Source organism: Flavobacterium inviolabile (assembly GCF_013389455.1).
GTDB lineage: Bacteria > Bacteroidota > Bacteroidia > Flavobacteriales > Flavobacteriaceae > Flavobacterium > Flavobacterium inviolabile.
Map to the genome: position 1 here is coordinate 2,686,367 of NZ_CP058278.1, position 16,381 is coordinate 2,702,747.

At 39.0% G+C, this 16,381-nt stretch carries 17 protein-coding genes; 9 read left to right on the forward strand and 8 right to left on the reverse strand.

Going from position 1 to position 16,381, the window contains the following annotated elements; genetic code table 11:
* Window positions 1-105: 105 nt before the first annotated feature.
* Together pfkA and gap are read left to right on the forward strand one after the other, a co-directional pair.
* Complete coding sequence (pfkA, locus tag HW120_RS11990) at window positions 106-1,095, forward strand: 6-phosphofructokinase (protein WP_177734337.1); 990 nt, start codon at window positions 106-108, stop codon at window positions 1,093-1,095.
* Between the two features lie 19 nt (window positions 1,096-1,114).
* A complete protein-coding gene (gene gap, locus HW120_RS11995) occupies window positions 1,115-2,119 on the forward strand; it encodes a type I glyceraldehyde-3-phosphate dehydrogenase (protein WP_177734338.1) in 1,005 nt (334 codons plus the stop codon).
* Window positions 2,120-2,174: 55 nt separating this feature from the next.
* Here the strand turns inward: gap and HW120_RS12000 are convergent, their stop codons facing one another.
* Both HW120_RS12000 and HW120_RS12005 read right to left on the reverse strand, forming a co-directional pair.
* Entirely contained in the window at window positions 2,175-4,349 is a 2,175-nt protein-coding gene (locus tag HW120_RS12000; protein ID WP_177734339.1) for a S9 family peptidase, read from the reverse strand.
* Window positions 4,350-4,520: 171 nt separating this feature from the next.
* Complete coding sequence (locus HW120_RS12005; protein ID WP_177734340.1) at window positions 4,521-5,726, reverse strand: aminotransferase class I/II-fold pyridoxal phosphate-dependent enzyme; 1,206 nt, start codon at window positions 5,724-5,726, stop codon at window positions 4,521-4,523.
* A gap of 190 nt (window positions 5,727-5,916) precedes the next feature.
* On the opposite strand from HW120_RS12005, the gene HW120_RS12010 reads away from it, so the two are divergent.
* The 5 genes from HW120_RS12010 to lpdA all read left to right on the forward strand — a co-directional run bounded on the left by HW120_RS12010 (window position 5,917) and on the right by lpdA (window position 8,746).
* Entirely contained in the window at window positions 5,917-6,375 is a 459-nt protein-coding gene (locus tag HW120_RS12010; protein ID WP_177734341.1) for an Lrp/AsnC family transcriptional regulator, read from the forward strand.
* Window positions 6,376-6,460: 85 nt separating this feature from the next.
* Window positions 6,461-6,661 carry a hypothetical protein gene (locus tag HW120_RS12015; protein ID WP_177734342.1) on the forward strand — a complete coding sequence of 67 codons (201 nt, stop codon included), beginning with the start codon at window positions 6,461-6,463 and terminating at the stop codon, window positions 6,659-6,661.
* A 44-nt stretch (window positions 6,662-6,705) separates the two neighbouring features.
* Window positions 6,706-6,900 carry a hypothetical protein gene (locus HW120_RS12020; protein ID WP_177734343.1) on the forward strand — a complete coding sequence of 65 codons (195 nt, stop codon included), beginning with the start codon at window positions 6,706-6,708 and terminating at the stop codon, window positions 6,898-6,900.
* Window positions 6,901-6,940: 40 nt separating this feature from the next.
* Entirely contained in the window at window positions 6,941-7,141 is a 201-nt protein-coding gene (locus tag HW120_RS12025) for a hypothetical protein (RefSeq protein WP_177734344.1), read from the forward strand.
* Window positions 7,142-7,342: 201 nt separating this feature from the next.
* On the forward strand, window positions 7,343-8,746 hold the full coding sequence (gene lpdA, locus HW120_RS12030; RefSeq protein WP_177734345.1) for a dihydrolipoyl dehydrogenase: 1,404 nt from the start codon (window positions 7,343-7,345) through the stop codon (window positions 8,744-8,746).
* Between the two features lie 72 nt (window positions 8,747-8,818).
* On the opposite strand, the gene HW120_RS12035 is transcribed toward lpdA, so the two are convergent.
* The 6 genes from HW120_RS12035 to HW120_RS12060 all read right to left on the reverse strand — a co-directional run bounded on the left by HW120_RS12035 (window position 8,819) and on the right by HW120_RS12060 (window position 14,249).
* A complete protein-coding gene (locus HW120_RS12035; protein WP_177734346.1) occupies window positions 8,819-9,283 on the reverse strand; it encodes a TPM domain-containing protein in 465 nt (154 codons plus the stop codon).
* 148 nt (window positions 9,284-9,431) lie between these two features.
* Window positions 9,432-10,550 carry a DNA polymerase III subunit beta gene (gene dnaN / locus HW120_RS12040; protein ID WP_177736328.1) on the reverse strand — a complete coding sequence of 373 codons (1,119 nt, stop codon included), beginning with the start codon at window positions 10,548-10,550 and terminating at the stop codon, window positions 9,432-9,434.
* A gap of 96 nt (window positions 10,551-10,646) precedes the next feature.
* Window positions 10,647-12,332, reverse strand: coding sequence for a gliding motility-associated ABC transporter substrate-binding protein GldG (gene gldG / locus HW120_RS12045; protein ID WP_177734347.1), 1,686 nt, complete (start codon window positions 12,330-12,332; stop codon window positions 10,647-10,649).
* A complete protein-coding gene (gldF, locus tag HW120_RS12050) occupies window positions 12,332-13,057 on the reverse strand; it encodes a gliding motility-associated ABC transporter permease subunit GldF (RefSeq protein ID WP_177734348.1) in 726 nt (241 codons plus the stop codon). Before gldF ends, gldG begins: the two co-directional genes overlap by 1 nt.
* 38 nt (window positions 13,058-13,095) lie before the next feature.
* On the reverse strand, window positions 13,096-13,392 hold the full coding sequence (locus HW120_RS12055) for a putative quinol monooxygenase (RefSeq protein WP_177734349.1): 297 nt from the start codon (window positions 13,390-13,392) through the stop codon (window positions 13,096-13,098).
* Window positions 13,393-13,418: 26 nt separating this feature from the next.
* Complete coding sequence (locus HW120_RS12060) at window positions 13,419-14,249, reverse strand: SAM hydrolase/SAM-dependent halogenase family protein (RefSeq protein WP_177736332.1); 831 nt, start codon at window positions 14,247-14,249, stop codon at window positions 13,419-13,421.
* Between the two features lie 96 nt (window positions 14,250-14,345).
* On the opposite strand from HW120_RS12060, the gene HW120_RS12065 reads away from it, so the two are divergent.
* Window positions 14,346-15,296 (forward strand): PhoH family protein, encoded by a 951-nt coding sequence (locus HW120_RS12065; protein WP_177734350.1) that lies wholly within the window; start codon window positions 14,346-14,348, stop codon window positions 15,294-15,296.
* Window positions 15,297-15,406: 110 nt separating this feature from the next.
* Window positions 15,407-16,357: a phosphoribosylaminoimidazolesuccinocarboxamide synthase gene (locus HW120_RS12070; protein WP_177734351.1), complete on the forward strand. Its 951-nt coding sequence runs from the start codon at window positions 15,407-15,409 to the stop codon at window positions 16,355-16,357.
* Window positions 16,358-16,381: the final 24 nt, after the last annotated feature.

Sequence of the window (16,381 nt, forward strand, 5' to 3'; positions counted from 1 at the left end):
TTAACGACATGATTACCTTGTTAAGAATGTTAGGGTTATGCTAAATATGCCTGTATTCTGTAAGGTATCTCGTGTTTATTTATTAAATTTACAAATAAAGAGTTTATGGTATTAGAAACGATTAAGAAGATCGGAGTGCTTACTTCGGGTGGTGATGCGCCGGGAATGAACGCTGCTATTCGTTCTGTGGTCAGGACCTGCGCGTATCATAATATTGAATGTGCGGGAATATACCGCGGATTCCAGGGAATGATCGAAGGAGATTTTAAAGAAATGGGACCCCGAACGGTAAACAATATTGTCAATAAAGGCGGAACGATATTAAAGTCGGCACGGTCAAAAGATTTTATGACAGCCGAAGGCCGTAAGAAAGCCTACGAACACCTTAAAAATGCCGGTATCGATGCCCTGGTTATCATTGGCGGTGACGGTAGTTTTACCGGTGGTCTGGTTTTTAACAAGGAATTCAACTTTCCGATCATGGGGATTCCCGGAACGATTGACAATGATATTTTCGGAACCAGTCATACCCTTGGATTTGATACCTCGTTAAACACCGTTGTCGAAGCTATCGATAAAATCAGGGATACGGCCAGTTCCCACAACCGTTTGTTTTTTGTGGAAGTAATGGGCAGGGATGCCGGACATATCGCGCTGAATGCGGGAATTGGTGCCGGTGCCGAAGAAATACTCATTCCGGAAGAAAACTTAGGTTTGGAAAGACTGCTGCAATCGCTTCGAAAAAGTAAAGAATCCGGAAAATCATCCAGTATTGTTGTCGTAGCAGAAGGGGATAAAATTGGTAAAAACGTTTTTGAACTGGGCAACTATGTCGAAGAAAACCTGCCGGAATATGACGTGCGTGTTTCCGTTTTAGGACATATGCAGCGCGGTGGCTCTCCCTCTTGTTTTGACAGGGTTTTAGCCAGCCGTTTAGGCGTTAAAGCCGTAGAGTCCTTACTGGAAGGAAAATCGAATTATATGGTCGGATTACTGAATGATAAAGTAGCTTTGACCCCATTAGAACAAGCAGTAAAGGGACATTCGGAAATAGACAGGGAACTGTTGCGCGTTTCTGAGATTGTTTCAATTTAGTAATTATTAAGAAAAGAAAATGATGAAAGTAAAATTAGGAATTAACGGATTCGGAAGAATCGGAAGAATTGTTTTTAGAGAAACTATAAAAAGAGATAATGTAGAAGTAGTAGCGATCAACGATTTATTAGCGGTTGATCACCTGGCTTATTTATTAAAATATGATTCGGTTCACGGTCGTTTTGACGGGAAAGTGGAAGTAAAGGACGGTCAGTTGTATGTAAACGACAAATACATCCGTGTGACTGCCGAAAAAGACCCTTCCCTTTTAAAATGGGATGAAGTGGCGGTAGATGTTGTGGCCGATTGTACCGGAATTTTCACCACTCTGGAAAAAGCGGATGCCCATATTAAAGGCGGTGCTAAAAAAGTAGTAATCTCGGCTCCGTCTGCCGATGCGCCAATGTTTATCATGGGTGTAAATCACGATAAAATGACAGCTGCCGACACGATTGTTTCCAATGCATCCTGTACCACAAACTGTCTGGCGCCTTTAGCGAAAGTGCTGCATGACAATTTTGAAATCGTGGAAGGTTTAATGACCACGATACATGCTACAACAGCGACACAGTTAACGGTTGACGGACCTTCCAAAAAAGATTTCAGAGGCGGAAGATCGGCTTTGGTTAACATTATTCCGGCTTCTACCGGAGCCGCAAAAGCGGTTACCAAAGTAATTCCGGAACTAAAAGGAAAACTAACCGGAATGGCAATGCGTGTACCGGTGGCCGATGTTTCTGTAGTGGATTTAACGGTAAAGCTGAAAAAAGAAACATCCTATGATGAAATCATGGCAGTACTGAAAAAGGCCTCCGAAAATGAAATGAAAGGAATCATCGGATTTACCGAAGACGATGTGGTTTCCCAGGACTTTGTTTCCGATACCAGAGCCAGCATCATTGATGCCAAAGCCGGAATTGAACTGAATTCCACCTTCTATAAAATCGTATCCTGGTATGATAACGAATACGGGTATTCCTGTAAATTAATTGACCTGGCGGTTCACGCAGGAAAATTGGTGTAACAGTATCCATAAAAAAAGCCTTCTCATTGAGAAGGCTTTTTTTATGGATAAACATTTAGTTCTTTAAGTGTAAATCAAAATAGCGTGCTATTTTTTCATTTAAATGAATTCGGTCTCTTCCGGAAACATTGTGTTCGTGTGTAGGATAAAGGAAGTAATCTACCTGTTTTCCTGCTTTAATACACGCTTCAATGAATTCCATACTTTGCTGTTGTACTACAACCGGATCCTGAGCACCGTGAATCACTAATAAATCACCTTTTAACTGGTTCGCTTTATTGATAACGCTTGTTTTTTCGTATCCTTCAGGATTTTCCTGTGGTGTGTCCATATAACGCTCTCCGTACATTACTTCATAATATTTCCAGTCGGTTACCGGTCCGCCGGCTACACCCACTTTAAACGTATCGTTTTGGTTTAACATCAGGGAAATGGTCATAAAACCACCAAAGCTCCATCCGGATACCCCGATTTTATCGGCATTAACAAACGATTTTGATTTTAGGAATTCAACCCCTTTCATTTGGTCTGCCATTTCGTTTTGACCTAATTTACGGTGGTTTACATCACAGAAGTTTTTTCCGCGGGAATCACTTCCTCTGTTGTCCAAAGTAAACACTACATATCCCTGTTGTGCCATATAATAGTCAAACAGGTTCGCGCCGCCTAACCAACGGTTATTAACCAATTGAGCATGCGAACCGCCATATACATAAACCATTACCGGGTATTTTTTGGTAGCATCAAAATTTGCCGGGTAAATTAAACGTCCGTTAAGCGGAGTTTTTCCATCGGCAGAAGTAATTGTTACCAACTCCATTTTAGGCATGTTGATTTTTCCGGTATACGGATTTTCAGCACTCAATAAAGAAGTTGCCTTTTTTGATTTAACGTTGATGATCGCCACTTCATTTGGTGTAGTGGTATTGCTGTACTGATCGTATACAAAAGTTCCGTCAGAACTTAAGCTGGCAGTGTGCGTACCGGAAACGGTTGTTAACTGTGTTGTCGCTCCGGATTTCAGGTCTACTTCATACAATTGTCTGTCCAATCCGTTGTTAGCGGTTCCGATATAGCTGATTTTTGTTCCTTTAGCATCAAAATCCAAAAGATCTTTTACCACGATATCTTTATAACCTAATTTTTTGATCAGTTTTCCATCGGTATTGTACAAATACAGGTGGTTGTATCCTTCATTCTCCGTTTGGTACAAAAACTGGCTGTTATTATTCGGAAGGAATGTTAAATCGTGTTGCGGCTCCACATAGGTTGCCGACTTTTCTTCAAACAATGTTTTTACAAAAGCTCCGGAAACAGCGTCATATTTGTTTAGTTTCAAATGATTCTGCTCGCGGTTTAAAAGACCTACGTAAACAAATTTACCGGTTGGATCCCAGGTAACACAGGTTAAGAACTGTTCTTTCGGTTCACCGGTTTTCAGCGTAACTTTATTATTTGAAGCGACATCGAAAATCACCAAAGTAACTTCTTCGCTTTTCATACCCGCCATAGGGTATCTGATATCTTTTACTGCTGCAACTCTGGCACCAAAATCAACTAAAGGATAGTTGGTTACCATTGTTTCGTCTTTTCGGTAATATAAAAGCTTGTCGCCGGTTTTATTCCACCACATTCCCTGGTGAATTCCAAATTCCTGACGGTGTGTATAATCACTTCCGTTAACAATTCCGGCATTTTCATCGTTCGTTACAGCAATGGTTTTTCCGCTGGCATCTGTAATTTTAATATTGTTTTTTTCTAACCATGCCACACGGTTTTTGGTTTCGGTTGGCAATTGATTCGCTGCATCAAGCGGAATGGATAGAATATTTTTGATTGTTTTTTGTGCAGCATCAAATTCTACTATATAATTCGCTTTTTTACCGCCCACTTCAAAAGCAAGTGTGTTCTGATCTTTCCAGCTGTAAGCAAAAGGGAACATTCTTAAAGCAAAATCATCCTGAGGGAATTTTGCTTTTAAAGCATTCTGAATATCATCTTTGGTTAAAAGCGTGGTTTCTTTCCATTGGTTCGCATCACTACGGGTTACTAAATTCTGGTAAGAATTGTCCAAGTAAGTAATGGCTTTTACATCTTTTCTCCATTGTGTAGCAAGCATCGACTTGGGAGCGTAGGTACGAAGACCTGTTGTCGCTTCTTCAATAGTCAGATTTCTTTGTGCAAAGGTCATCGACCCGGCAAGAAGAAACAAAAAAGTGATTTTTTTCATTTAATAATAGAATTTTAAAACGGCTAATTTATTTAAACTTATACCAAGATAGTGTTAATGAACCTACAAAATACCGGTATAAGCAGATTAGTTGCAATAGTTTGGAATTTGTTACAAACAAAAATCCGTTTAAGAATTCTTAAACGGATTTAAACTAAAAAAACTAAAAACTTAATTTAAAATCGAAAGTTCTATCATACAATCTTTCATCATCTGATAGGTTCTCTCAATATCGTTATCCAAACCGATTGAGAAACGGATCAAACCGTCGGTTAATCCCATTTCGGCCTGTTCATCCAAAGGAATTTCAGAAGAAGTGGAAGTACCCGGTGCGCTGAACAATGTTTTGTAGAAACCTAAACTTACCGCAAGGTATCCTAAGTTTCTGTTTTGCATTAATTCCATTAATTCGTTGGCTTTGTCCAGGCTGCCCACGTCAATAGTCATCATACCGCCAAAACCGTATTCCGGATTGATCATACCTTTGTATAATTCGTGGCTTGGATGGCTTTTTAATCCCGGATAAACCGTTTTAATGCCGTCCTGTTCAAATTTCTCAGCCAGGTATTGTGCATTGTGACTGTGTTGTTTCATACGGATGTGTAAGGTTCTCAGGTTTTTAAGAACGCTGGCCGAACGCAAACTGTCCATCGTTGGACCCAAAAGCATACTGGCTCCGTCGTTTACACTTTTTAAAGAGTTGATAAAGTCTGCAGAGGCACAAACCACACCGCCAACAGTATCACTGCTTCCGTTAATGTATTTGGTTAAACTGTGAATCACGATATCCGCACCCATTTTTGCAGGAGCAACGGATAATGGTGAAAACGTATTGTCTACCACTAACGTCAGGTTGTGTTTTTTGGCCAGTTTTGCCAGGCTGGCAATATCAGCTACTTCCAGTAAAGGATTGCTTACCGTTTCGCAGTACAATACTTTTGTATTCGGCTGGATAGCTGCTTCCACTACGTCTAACTTGGTAATGTCCACAAAAGCCGTTTCAATAGCAACACGCGGTAAAAAGTTTTTCATGAAAGCATACGTACCACCATAGATGGTTCTGCTGGAAACAATATGGTCACCCGCTTTACACAGCTGTAGCAAAGTAGGAGTAATGGCACCCATTCCGGAAGCGGCCACGTTTGCAGTTTCGGTTCCTTCCATTGCTGCCAGCGCTTCTCCTAAGTATAAATTACTTGGAGAAGAGTGGCGTGAATACAAATAGCATCCTTCTGCATTTCCTTCAAAGGTGTCAAACATTGTCTTCGCAGAAAGGAATGTATAGGTAGAGGAGTCAGAAATGGAAGGGTTTACGCCTCCAAACTCTCCAAAATACTGTAAATCCTGTATTTTATCAGCGGGATTGAAATTTTTCATACTTTATAGTTTGTTGTTTGGGTATCTGTAATAAAAAGGTCAAATTAAATATATTAGCGAAAAAAAGTCAATAATGTGTTTGAAACTTGGAAAATAAAACTATTAAATTGTATATTGGTAGTTTATATTTCTGTTTAAATGTTAATTATAGCATTTTTGCCAAAATATTTTAATTTCAAAAAATAATACTATGAATTTTGATGATATTGATAAAAAACTGTTGAAATTATTACAAACCGACTGTAAACAGACCAATAAAGAGCTTTCTTTAAAACTGAACCTGTCGGTAACCGCCGTTTATGAGCGCATTAAAAAGATAGAGAAAGAAGGGATCATCTCGAATTATGTAGCGTTACTGAACCGGAATAAGATCCAGAAAGGGTTTGTGGTATTCTGCCACCTGAAGCTCACACAGCACACCAAAGAGTTTATCAACCAGTTTGAAAAAGAAGTGGTACAGTTACATGAAGTACTGGAATGTTTCCACGTGAGCGGTGATTACGATTATATCCTGAAAATCTGTGTCAAGGACATGGAAGAGTACCGGGAATTTATGGTTACAAAATTGACTACTTTACAGCATATCGGGAGTACGCATAGTACATTTATGATAGGTCAGGTTAAGAATACGACTATTTTTTCGGTATAAAATGAAATTATTTATTTTTTTTTAGTTGTTTAGTTGTGAATAATGTACTACTTTGGCGTTAAATTAATCAAACAAAAAACAACTTATGAAAACAAATTTATTAAACATCGAAGGTGTACAGGTTTTGTCTAAAGAAAATCAGCGCATGATTAAAGGACAAATCAGTGGTAAGCCAAATTATTCATTATGCGGCTGTTCCTGTACAGGTGCTGTAACCGGACCGGACTATTGCTACGGTTATTTTGCCTGCCCGGATGTTTATACCTGTCCTCAGCCAGCCGACTAAATTGTACTAAATTTTAAATATAAAACCTTTTAACCAAACAACTTATGAAAACAAACCTTTTAAACATCGCAGGTGTACAAGTATTAACAAAAGAGAATCAAAGAATGATCAAAGGGCAGATAAGCGGTGAGCCGGATTTATCAAAATGCGGATGTTCATGCAGTGGTGCTGTAACCGGACCAAGCTATTGCGATCGTTATATTGGATGTCCTCAGGTATATACTTGCGGAGAGGTATAAGATATAAGTAATCATTTTAACGTAAATAAATCCTACTACTATGAAAACAAACCTACTAAACATTGCCGGAGTACAGGTATTGTCAAAAGAAAATCAAAGAACAATTACCGGTGCAGTCGGAGTTATTAACCCGGACTTGTCATTATGCGGTTGTTCGTGCAGCGGTTCGGTAACCGGACCGGCTTATTGCAGAAGATATATTGCCTGCCCGCAGGTATATACCTGTCTGGACGTAATGTAATATCGTTTTAAAAAGATATTTGAAAACCCCGGATTTCCGGGGTTTTTTTAGGCCCTGTTTTTACGAATACCGCAATTAATCCGGACAGTATATAAAGGAACGTTAAAAGCGCTTTTATTTTGCCGATAAACCAATTTCGTGTAAACAAAATTCCTTAATTTTGTAATGAAATTTTTAAAAACACAACATAAAATAAATACTATGAGTTCATTTGACGTAGTTGTTATTGGTTCAGGTCCTGGGGGCTATGTTGCAGCAATTCGTTGCGCACAATTAGGAATGAAAACTGCCATTATTGAAAAATATTCTGTTTTAGGAGGTACTTGTTTAAATGTGGGATGTATTCCATCTAAAGCATTACTGGCCTCTTCACATCATTATGAAGAGCTTTCTCATTTTGCCGATCACGGAATTGAAGTTGCCGGTGAAGTAAAAGTAAATTTAGAGAAAATGATTGCCCGTAAACAGGCAGTTGTTGACCAGACTTCCGGCGGTGTTAAATATTTAATGGATAAAAATAAAATTACTGTTTTTGAAGGAGTAGGATCGTTTGAAAATGCAACGACTGTTGTGATTACTAAAAAAGACGGTACTGTAGAAAAAATAGAAGCTAAAAATACAATTATTGCTACCGGTTCCAAACCGTCTTCTTTGCCTTTTATCAAAATTGACAAAGAAAGAATCATTACTTCTACGGAAGCTTTGGAATTAAAAGAAGTACCAAAACACCTGGTAATTATTGGTGGTGGTGTAATCGGACTGGAATTAGGTCAGGTTTACCTTCGTTTGGGAGCTCAGGTTTCGGTAGTGGAATTTATGGACAGAATCATTCCGGGTATGGACGGTGCTTTGTCAAAAGAACTGACGAAAGTGTTGAAAAAACAGGGAATGAAATTCTATACCTCACACAAAGTACAATCGGTAGAGCGCAATGGTGATGCTGTTGTGGTTAAAGCTGAAAATGCTAAAGGAGAGATCATTACTTTAGAAGGAGATTATTCTTTGGTTTCTGTAGGCCGTCGTCCGTATACAGATGGATTGAATGGAGATAAAGCCGGTGTGAAAATTACCGAAAGAGGACAGGTTGAAGTAAACGACCATTTACAAACGACTGCTTCAAATATTTATGCAATCGGAGATGTGGTTCGCGGTGCAATGTTAGCACACAAAGCGGAAGAAGAAGGTGTGATCGTAGCAGAATATCTTGCCGGACAAAAACCGCATATCGATTATAACTTGATTCCAGGTGTTGTTTATACCTGGCCGGAAGTTGCTGCTGTTGGAAAAACAGAAGAACAATTGAAAGAAGCTGGTGTTGCCTACAAGTCGGGAAGTTTCCCATTCAAAGCTTTAGGACGTGCCCGTGCAAGTGCTGATACTGACGGATTCGTGAAAATCCTGGCCGATGCAAAAACAGATGAAGTTTTAGGAGTTCACATGATTGGTGCCCGTTGTGCCGATTTAATCGCAGAAGCGGTAACGGCAATGGAATTTAAAGCTTCGGCTGAAGATATTTCAAGAATGTCCCATGCGCATCCAACATTTGCGGAAGCTGTTAAAGAAGCTGCTTTGGCTGCTACAGATAACAGATCGTTACACGTATAATTTTAATTATAGTATATAAAAAAAGACCCTGAGCAATCAGGGTCTTTTTTTTGTGGAAATAACTTATTGTAATTAATTGAATTCTTTTTTTATTTCGGCTAAACCATTCAACAATCCGTTAAAAAAGTCGTTATTTTTAAATTTGGGAATCATGAAATTATCGATGATTGCTTTCGTTTCCTCATCGGTTATTTGTGCTACTACGTCGTCACAATTCTGTATATGGATGTTTCTAAGCGATTTTGAGACTACAATTAAAATACATGTTGATTTTGTTTCTTTGGCTAAGGCTAAGGAAAAATCAGAAAATGTGCTGTAAGGCTGAACGGAATTTACGGTGGCAATAGTGATTGGAATCTGTGTTCTTTCGTAAAAATACCGGATCGATGCATTTAAAAGGAACTCCTGGTTATCGGATAGGATATCTTCAAAATCATTTATCGTTGTTGTTAATTCAGGAAGCCCCTGAACTTTATTGTTTTGACTGAAGCAAATATTGATGGAAAGAAAAAGAATGATCAGGATTGTATTTTTCATGATGTATTTTTTATTGGTACTTACGGATAAATATAAAAAGTTTTTATTTAAAATTGTAGCGAAATTTTTGTAAATAAAAAACCGCAATCCGGTTAAGGTCTTGCGGTTTTTTGGTATAAAAGGGTTGGTTATAGCGTAGGGAATACGACTAGTTGTTAAGCATTACCGGCATAACAAGCATCGTAACGGTTTCGCCTTCGTCAAGTCCGTCAACCGGAGTTAAAATACCGGCACGGTTTGGAAGGGACATTTCAAGCATGATCTCATCAGATTGCAGGTTGGTCAGCATTTCTGTTAAGAAACGGGAGTTAAACCCGATTTGCATATCGTCACCCTGGTAATCACAAGTCAATCTTTCCTCTGCTTTGTTTGAGTAATCGATATCTTCGGCAGAAATGTTTAATTCTGCTCCGGCGATTTTCAAACGGATCTGGTGAGTTGTTTTGTTGGCAAAAATAGCCACACGACGTACAGAGCTTAAAAACTGCGATCTGTCCATCAATAATTTATTAGGATTCTCTTTTGGGATTACCGCTTCATAGTTCGGATATTTTCCGTCAATCAAACGACATGTTAAAATATAATTGTCAAAAGAGAAGGTTGCATTCGAATCGTTGTATTCAATTTTTACTTCTGCATCAGAAGCCGATAAAATACCTTTTAAAATATTTAAAGGTTTTTTAGGCATGATAAAATCGGCAACCTGAGATGCTTTTACATCTGTACGGGCATATTTTACCAATTTGTGTGCATCGGTAGCCACGAAGATCAATCCTTCCGGTGAAAACTGGAAAAATACTCCGGACATTACCGGACGTAAATCGTCGTTACCGGCAGCGAAAATAGTTTTGCTTACGGCTGTTGCCAATACTTCGGCAGGAACCAAAGTGGAAGAAGGCTCTTCTAAAACAACTGCTTTAGGGAACTCATCACCCGGTGCATACGCCAGCGCATATTTTCCGGAATTGGAGCTGATTTCAACCGTATTATTATCTTCAACCGTAAACGTTAGAGGCTGCTCCGGGAACGTTTTTAATATCTCTAATAATAATTTTGCAGGAACAGCTACACTTCCTTGACTGGTAGAATCAATTTCCAAAGTAGCAGACATGGTGGTCTCTAAATCGGAAGCCGATACTTTAAGCTGATTATTATCTAATTCAAATAAGAAATTATCTAAAATAGGTAAGGTGTTACTACTGTTAATAACACTACCTAGAACTTGCAATTGCTTTAATAAATATGAACTGGATACAATAAACTTCATCATCTTTCTTTTTTAGGTTTGTAAAATTCGGCTTAAATTTTACATTTCACAAATATATCGTAATCTAATTAATGTAAAAACATTTTTTATTAACAACTAACGTGAATATTTTCTTTTTCTCAGGAAAGTGAATAATATTCCGAATACTAATAACACAACTATTGGTAATCCGACAGTTATGATTTGTGTCGTGGTGTAATTGTCGTAAACTTTTTGTTTGTCTAATAATGGCAGATCGACATCTTTACTTCTAATGTTAATAAGTCCGTTGTCGTCCAGCAGATAATTAACGCAGTTTAAAAGAAATTCTTTATTGCCGTAAAGGTTGTTGGTCCATTTGTCATAACCCAATTCTAACGGCTGGAAAGCCTGGTCTAACTGGTTTTTGATAAGGTCACCGTCAGAGATAACAATCATTTTACTGTTCTTGCCCGATGTCTTGTATGTAGTGTCTTTAAAAGGCAGTACGCGATTTTCATACATCGAATTGAACTTTCCTTCCAGTAAAACCGATACCGGAATATAGCCTTTACCGGTATAATCTTTCGGATTGGTTTCTTCTGTAACCATATTCAGGCTCACTTCAACCGGAGTTCCCACTGTTTTGGAATATTGGGACGATCGCATTAAAACGGTCTTTTTGATGCCGTTTTTAAGAGTATCTATCGGGTTGGCAAATTCAAAACGAACGCCTTCAATATTTTTGACAATAGGGTTTTGGGACTGCGGATAAATAAACGGTGAATATTTCCAGAAATACTGGTCATATTGCGTGGCACTTCCTTTATCGCCGGATGCCAGCTTGATCGGGATGGCCTGTTCGTCTTTTACCAGAGCCGGATTGATCCGGACACCGTATTTAAAGAACATATCATTCAGGTTCAGATCTCTCGGATAGGCTAAAATAGCACCGTTTTCGTTGTACAAACTGTCCATTTCTGCCTGTACGGCATCAACCAGCCATAAGGTTTTACCACCGTTTACAATGAACTGATCCAATACCTGTTTTTCTTCTTCTGTAAAACGTTTGGTCGGTTTTGCTATAATGGCAAGATCATATTTTTTAAGCGCTAAAGCCGTTTTAACCGGGTTTTTAGCCACAGAATCCATATAGAAAGGTCCGATGTAATAATTTTCACGAACAGTTTTAAGGAAATCGGCGATCTGTAATTCGTGTAGCTCGCCATTGTCTTTAATAATGGCTATTTTTTTCTCTTTGCCTTTAATAACCTTATTAAAAGCATCGGCAAAAGCATATTCTAAATGTTGTACAGAGCTCACTACTTTTTCTTCGGTAGTGGCACCCATCATGTTTTTCAGTAACTGTACTTTGGTAACCTTGTCGTTATAAGTGGCAATTGCCCACGGAAATACGACTTCCTGCGATTGTTTCCCTTTATCATCAACGGTAATGCTGATCGGGTTCATACCACGCTGGTACATCATTTTCATGGTCGCTTCACGCTCTTCTTCTTTTTCAAGCGGGTTGACAAACTGGAAAATAATGTTGGAATTATACGCTTTGAATTCTTCTAACAGCTGACGCGTTTCTCCCTGAAGACGTTTGAATTCTCCCGGAAACTGTCCGTCTAAAAAGACATCAATATATAAAGGACTGTCAATTTTTTTAATAATCTCCAATGACGTTTCAGACAGGGTATAACGCTTATCCTGCGTTAAATCGAAACGTTTGAAAAAATAACTTCCGGCAATGTTAACGGCTAATAAAACCAGTATGACGATACCAAACTGTTTCAGGCTTTTCTTTTTATGCTCTTTCATTACCATTTCAAAGATTTAAGTTGATATACAGTTGCGGCTAAAAATAGTACGGTAATACTCAGGAAATAAATAATATCCCGGGTATCAATAACACCGCGGCTCATACTTTTAAAGTGGTAATCCATACCGAAACCGGCGATTAAATTGCTGAAACTTCCCATATAGGATGACATACCTTCAAATCCGAAATAGAACAGGAAGCATAAAAATACGGCAATGATAAAAGCAACAATCTGGTTGTCGGAAAGGGTAGAGGTAAAGATACCGATAGCCGAGTAAGCGGCAATCAGGAATAATAAACCGAAATAAGAACCCAGAGTACTTCCCATATCGATATTGCCTTCCGGACTTCCGAATTTGGAAATCACGAAAACATAAATGATCGTCGGTATGATCGCGATAACGATCAGTAAAAATGCGCCCAGGAATTTACCGTTTACAATTTCCCAGATGCTCAGGGGTTTGGTAAGCATCAATTCAATCGTTCCTTGCTTCTTTTCATCGGAAAAACTCCGCATGGTTACCGCCGGAATCAGGAAAATCAGGATCCAGGGCGATAAGGTGAAAAAAGGACTTAAATCGGCAAAACCGCTTTTCAGGATATTAAAATCTCCGTCAAATACCCAAAGAAAGAGACCGTTCAGTAACAGGAAAATAGCGATAACCAAATACCCTATGGGCGAACCGAAAAAGGATTTGATTTCTCTTAATAGTAAGGCTTTCATTTATTTTTAGTACGTTTTTATTCGTTTTTGTAATCGTGTTATGTTAAACTAACCAACTTGTCAACACTCCAGGCTTCCGGTCTGGCATTGAAAAACTGCTTGGTGTATGCCCAGACTTCCGTAAAGAGTTCCGACCTGCGGTAGTTTTCCAGATCCGCTTCCGTTTCCCAGTAACTATAGGTAAAGAAGATGGATTTATCCTGCTTGTCCTGGTATAACTCTAAAAAGTTATTGCCGGGAAAATTGCGGATTTGTTGTTTAACTTCCTGAAAATTCGTTAAAAAAGCTTCGATTTTATCTTCGTGGAAACTCATTTTTACGATGCGTACAAACATAAGGAATTATGGATTAATTTTTTGAATTAGGATTTGAAATTTATAGTAACCATATCGCGGAACTTTAAACCCAATAATGAGGTGGCAGAACCAACGGTGGACGGATTACTTTTATAGATGGCGATTTCGAGAAAATCGGCTTCATTAAAGAGTGCCAGTTTCTCGCCTTCGAAGTCTTTTAGGGTGAATCGTTCCGGAATTTTAAAATCGGAATAATTGCGGTGGATATTTTTAATGGTCTTGGTACCGAATTTAACTTCAAACAGGCGGCCTCTGCCGGTTTCCTGTATCAGTTTCCGGGAAATATTGGTCACACAGTTGCCAAAATGGTCAATATAAACCACATAGCCTTTAATAGAAGCGGCATCGGAAGCAACGGTAGCCTGCAGCTCACTCATTTCCTTAATGGCCGGTATTTCCCGCCCGATAACCGTCATCACACCGCCTTTGGCCAAATGACAGGCTGCCTTAACAAAAACATCCATATCGGTAGCGCCTTCCGGCAAGCGGTCGTGTATGTTGATCTCAACAATTTTCTGCGGAATGATTTTTTGGGTCAGGATGCTTAAAATACCGTTATCGGCACAAATAAAGTAATGGTCGTTCCATTGCATGGCAATGTGTTTGTTCTCAAAAGTACGCTCACTGTCCACGCCAATGAGGTGTACAGTGCCTTTTGGAAAACTGCTGTATGCCGCAGTAATGATATAACTGGCTTCGGAAATATTGAACAGATCTATATTGTGGGAAATGTCGATAATCTGCACATCAGGATGTTCTGTAACAATCTTACCTTTCAATGCACCGACGAAGTGGTCTTTCAGTCCGAAATCAGTTGTTAGGGTAATTATTGACATCATTTTGTTTATAACTATTAGAGGAACTTTCCTTAAAAATTGCTAGATTTGAGATATGCAAAGCTAACTTATTTTTTTAATTAAATCTCGCTGCTTTTGAACGAAAGAACCATCGAATTGACAGACATTACCCCAAAAGAATTTTGGGGAGCTCAAGATGCTCATCTTGAAATAATTAAAAAATTATATCCGAAATTAAAAATTGTAGCCCGTGGTACATTGCTGAAAGCTTACGGAGAAAAGGAAATTTTGGACGAATTTGAAGTACGTTTCAATCGCTTGATGACCCATTTTTCACGTTATAATTCTATCGATGATAATGTGATTGAAAGAATCGTACAAACCAACAGTCAGGATGAACAGAAAATGGCCGACCATGATAAAATCCTGGTACACGGCATTGGCGGGAAACTGATTAAGGCATTAACACCGAACCAGCAGAAATTAGTCGATTTTACGATGAAAAACGACATGGTATTTGCCGTTGGTCCGGCGGGAACAGGAAAGACCTATACCGGAGTTGCTCTTGCTGTTAAAGCTTTGAAAGAGAAACAGGTAAAACGTATCATTTTAACCCGTCCTGCAGTTGAAGCAGGCGAGAATTTAGGATTTTTACCCGGTGATATGAAGGAAAAGCTGGATCCGTACATGCAGCCGTTATATGACGCGCTACGGGACATGCTGCCGCCACAAACACTGGAAGATTACATACTGAAAGGGATCATTCAGATCGCTCCGCTGGCTTTTATGAGAGGAAGGACACTGGACAATGCCTTTGTTATTCTGGATGAAGCGCAGAATACGACCCATTCGCAAATGAAAATGTTTCTGACCCGTATGGGGAAAAACGCAAAATTTATCATCACCGGCGATCCCGGCCAGGTCGATCTGCCCCGCAGAACCATTTCCGGTTTAAAAGAAGCCCTGCTGATTTTAAAGGATGTGGATGGAGTAGGGATACTGTATCTTGATGATAAAGACATCGTGCGACACCGACTGGTTAAGAAAATTATCGATGCCTATAAGAGTATTGAAAATAACGATTAAAAAAATACAAATCCGCCGCTAATTAAAGGGCGGATTTTTTATTATAAGAATTTGTTTTTTACGTACTTTTGCACCTTTAAAACAATAACAACTAACTACACACTTGTTCCATGAACACAATAACAACAACTAACTTTAATTTCCCCGGACAAAAATCCGTATATCGCGGAAAAGTAAGAGAAGTTTACAATATCAATGATGAACTTTTAGTAATGATCGCAACCGACCGTCTTTCGGCTTTTGATGTGGTGATGCCAAAAGGAATTCCTTACAAAGGACAAATTTTAAATCAGATTGCGACCAAATTCATGCAGCTGACAGCCGATATCGTTCCGAACTGGTTAATTGCCACTCCGGATCCGAATGTTGCGGTAGGGCATTTGTGTCAGCCGTTTAAAGTAGAAATGGTTATCAGAGGCTATTTAGCCGGTCATGCTGCCCGCGAATATGCTTTAGGAAAAAGAATGCTTTGCGGTGTGGAACTGGCCGAAGGGTTAAAAGAGAATGATAAATTCCCGGCCCCGATTATTACGCCTTCCACAAAAGCAGATAACGGTGAGCATGATGAAGATATTTCGCGTGAAGACATTTTAGCAAAAGGTATTGTTTCGGAAGAAGACTATATCGTTTTGGAAAACTATACCAGAGCTTTGTACCAAAGAGGAACAGAGATCGCAGCAAGCCGCGGATTAATATTGGTAGATACCAAATATGAATTCGGGAAAACCAAAGACGGAAAGATTGTTTTAATCGACGAGATCCACACGCCGGATTCTTCCCGTTATTTTTATGCCGACGGTTACCAGGAAAGACAGGATAAAGGAGAAGCACAAAAACAATTGTCTAAAGAGTTTGTACGCCAATGGCTTATTGCCAACGGTTTTCAGGGTAAAGAAGGACAGCAGATCCCTGAAATGACAACAGCATATATTGCCAGTGTTTCCGAACGTTACATTGAATTGTATGAAAATATTTTAGGAGAGTCGTTTGTAAAAGCAGATATCTCTGATATTAATGACCGAATCACCAAAAACGTATTGGAATTTCTGCAAAAGCAGTAGTCTAAATAATAATTTAAAAGAGCC

What these genes read in the sequence shown, in the direction of transcription:
- pfkA (WP_177734337.1), top strand. Translation starts at nt 106, where the DNA reads ATGGTATTAGAAACGATTAAGAAGATCGGAGTGCTTACTTCGGGTGGT.
- gap (WP_177734338.1), top strand. Translation starts at nt 1,115, where the DNA reads ATGATGAAAGTAAAATTAGGAATTAACGGATTCGGAAGAATCGGAAGA.
- HW120_RS12000 (WP_177734339.1), bottom strand. Translation starts at nt 4,349, where the DNA reads ATGAAAAAAATCACTTTTTTGTTTCTTCTTGCCGGGTCGATGACCTTT.
- HW120_RS12005 (WP_177734340.1), bottom strand. Translation starts at nt 5,726, where the DNA reads ATGAAAAATTTCAATCCCGCTGATAAAATACAGGATTTACAGTATTTT.
- HW120_RS12010 (WP_177734341.1), top strand. Translation starts at nt 5,917, where the DNA reads ATGAATTTTGATGATATTGATAAAAAACTGTTGAAATTATTACAAACC.
- HW120_RS12015 (WP_177734342.1), top strand. Translation starts at nt 6,461, where the DNA reads ATGAAAACAAATTTATTAAACATCGAAGGTGTACAGGTTTTGTCTAAA.
- HW120_RS12020 (WP_177734343.1), top strand. Translation starts at nt 6,706, where the DNA reads ATGAAAACAAACCTTTTAAACATCGCAGGTGTACAAGTATTAACAAAA.
- HW120_RS12025 (WP_177734344.1), top strand. Translation starts at nt 6,941, where the DNA reads ATGAAAACAAACCTACTAAACATTGCCGGAGTACAGGTATTGTCAAAA.
- lpdA (WP_177734345.1), top strand. Translation starts at nt 7,343, where the DNA reads ATGAGTTCATTTGACGTAGTTGTTATTGGTTCAGGTCCTGGGGGCTAT.
- HW120_RS12035 (WP_177734346.1), bottom strand. Translation starts at nt 9,283, where the DNA reads ATGAAAAATACAATCCTGATCATTCTTTTTCTTTCCATCAATATTTGC.
- dnaN (WP_177736328.1), bottom strand. Translation starts at nt 10,550, where the DNA reads ATGAAGTTTATTGTATCCAGTTCATATTTATTAAAGCAATTGCAAGTT.
- gldG (WP_177734347.1), bottom strand. Translation starts at nt 12,332, where the DNA reads ATGAAAGAGCATAAAAAGAAAAGCCTGAAACAGTTTGGTATCGTCATA.
- gldF (WP_177734348.1), bottom strand. Translation starts at nt 13,057, where the DNA reads ATGAAAGCCTTACTATTAAGAGAAATCAAATCCTTTTTCGGTTCGCCC.
- HW120_RS12055 (WP_177734349.1), bottom strand. Translation starts at nt 13,392, where the DNA reads ATGTTTGTACGCATCGTAAAAATGAGTTTCCACGAAGATAAAATCGAA.
- HW120_RS12060 (WP_177736332.1), bottom strand. Translation starts at nt 14,249, where the DNA reads ATGTCAATAATTACCCTAACAACTGATTTCGGACTGAAAGACCACTTC.
- HW120_RS12070 (WP_177734351.1), top strand. Translation starts at nt 15,407, where the DNA reads ATGAACACAATAACAACAACTAACTTTAATTTCCCCGGACAAAAATCC.